Origin of the sequence: Pandoraea capi (assembly GCF_902459735.1) — a bacterium.
GTDB classification, from domain to species: domain Bacteria; phylum Pseudomonadota; class Gammaproteobacteria; order Burkholderiales; family Burkholderiaceae; genus Pandoraea; species Pandoraea capi.
On sequence record NZ_CABPRV010000023.1, the window covers coordinates 1 to 2,585 of the forward strand.

The window sequence follows — 2,585 nt, forward strand, 5'->3', positions numbered from 1 at the left end:
TTTTAAGGGGAGCCTGACGATTACCTACTTTCACACGGGTATCCGCACTATCATCGGCGTGGAGTCGTTTCACGGTCCTGTTCGGGATGGGAAGGGGTGGTTCCAACTCGCTATGGTCATCAGGCATAACTTGTGTGTTCTGCTGACACTCGGTCAACAAAACCAATTCGGAAGAAGCGTAGTACAACATTGTGGGTTGTGAGTGTATCGGCACAGCGATACTCACACCAGGAAAAACACACTGGTTATAGGATCAAGCCTTACGGGCAATTAGTATCAGTTAGCTTAACGCATTACTGCGCTTCCACACCTGACCTATCAACGTCCTGGTCTTGAACGACCCTTCAAAGGAATCGAGTTCCTAGGGAAGTCTCATCTTAAGGCGAGTTTCCCGCTTAGATGCTTTCAGCGGTTATCTCTTCCGAACATAGCTACCCGGCGATGCCACTGGCGTGACAACCGGTACACCAGAGGTTCGTCCACTCCGGTCCTCTCGTACTAGGAGCAGCCCCCTTCAAACTTCCAACGCCCACGGCAGATAGGGACCAAACTGTCTCACGACGTTTTAAACCCAGCTCACGTACCTCTTTAAATGGCGAACAGCCATACCCTTGGGACCGGCTACAGCCCCAGGATGAGATGAGCCGACATCGAGGTGCCAAACACCGCCGTCGATATGAACTCTTGGGCGGTATCAGCCTGTTATCCCCAGAGTACCTTTTATCCGTTGAGCGATGGCCCTTCCATACAGAACCACCGGATCACTATGACCTGCTTTCGCACCTGCTCGACTTGTCAGTCTCGCAGTTAAGCACGCTTTTGCCATTGCACTATCAGCACGATTTCCGACCGTACCTAGCGTACCTTCGTACTCCTCCGTTACACTTTGGGAGGAGACCGCCCCAGTCAAACTGCCTACCATGCACTGTCCCCGATCCGGATTACGGACCTAGGTTAGAACCTCAAACAAGCCAGGGTGGTATTTCAAGGACGGCTCCACAGAAACTAGCGTTCCTGCTTCAAAGCCTCCCACCTATCCTACACAGACCGGTTCAAAGTCCAATGCAAAGCTACAGTAAAGGTTCATGGGGTCTTTCCGTCTAGCCGCGGGTAGATTGCATCATCACAAACACTTCAACTTCGCTGAGTCTCGGGAGGAGACAGTGTGGCCATCGTTACGCCATTCGTGCAGGTCGGAACTTACCCGACAAGGAATTTCGCTACCTTAGGACCGTTATAGTTACGGCCGCCGTTTACCGGGACTTCAATCAAGAGCTTGCACCCCATCATTTAATCTTCCGGCACCGGGCAGGCGTCACACCCTATACGTCCACTTTCGTGTTTGCAGAGTGCTGTGTTTTTATTAAACAGTCGCAGCCACCAGTTTATTGCAACCCCTTCACCCTCCTGGCGCAGGCCAGTCAAGCTACAAGGGCGTACCTTATCCCGAAGTTACGGTACCAATTTGCCGAGTTCCTTCTCCCGAGTTCTCTCAAGCGCCTTAGAATACTCATCTCGCCCACCTGTGTCGGTTTGCGGTACGGTCTCGTATGACTGAAGCTTAGAGGCTTTTCTTGGAACCACTTCCAATTGCTTCGCGAACAAGTTCGCTCGCCCCACAGCCTTGAATTACGCGCCCGGATTTGCCTAAGCGCCTTCTCCACTGCAGGGACCGGGACTTCCAACACCCGGACAACCTTCCGCGATCCGTCCCCCCATCGCATCATACGACGGTGCAGGAATATTAACCTGCTTCCCATCAGCTACGCATCTCTGCCTCGCCTTAGGGGCCGACTCACCCTACGCCGATGAACGTTGCGTAGGAAACCTTGGGCTTACGGCGAGGGGGCCTTTCACCCCCTTTATCGCTACTCATGTCAGCATTCGCACTTCTGATACCTCCAGCATCCTTTACAAGACACCTTCACAGGCTTACAGAACGCTCTCCTACCATGCGAGCAAGCTCGCATCCGCAGCTTCGGTATATTGCTTAGCCCCGTTACATCTTCCGCGCAGGACGACTCGATCAGTGAGCTATTACGCTTTCTTTAAAGGGTGGCTGCTTCTAAGCCAACCTCCTGACTGTTTTAGCCTTCCCACTTCGTTTCCCACTTAGCAATATTTAGGGACCTTAGCTGGCGGTCTGGGTTGTTTCCCTCTTGACACCGGACGTTAGCACCCGATGTCTGTCTCCCGTGATTGCACTCTTCGGTATTCGGAGTTTGCTATGGCGAGGTAATCCGCAATGGACCCCTCAACCATGACAGTGCTCTACCCCCGAAGGTGATACACGAGGCACTACCTAAATAGTTTTCGGAGAGAACCAGCTATTTCCAAGTTTGTTTAGCCTTTCACCCCTATCCACAGCTCATCCCCTAACTTTTCAACGTTAGTGGGTTCGGTCCTCCAGTACGTGTTACCGCACCTTCAACCTGGCCATGGATAGATCACTTGGTTTCGGGTCTACACCCAGCGACTGAACGCCCTATTCGGACTCGCTTTCGCTACGCCTTCCCTATTCGGTTAAGCTCGCCACTGAATGTAAGTCGCTGACCCATTATACAAAAGGTACGCCGTCACCCCTT

2 rRNA genes are annotated in these 2,585 nt (G+C 52.5%); both read right to left on the reverse strand.

Annotation, left to right across the window (positions count from 1 at the left end):
* Positions 1–11: 11 nt before the first annotated feature.
* Positions 12–124: ribosomal RNA gene (gene rrf, locus PCA20602_RS25425) — 5S ribosomal RNA — on the reverse strand.
* A 125-nt stretch (positions 125–249) separates the two neighbouring features.
* Positions 250–2,585, reverse strand: a 23S ribosomal RNA gene (locus PCA20602_RS25430); the annotation flags it as partial.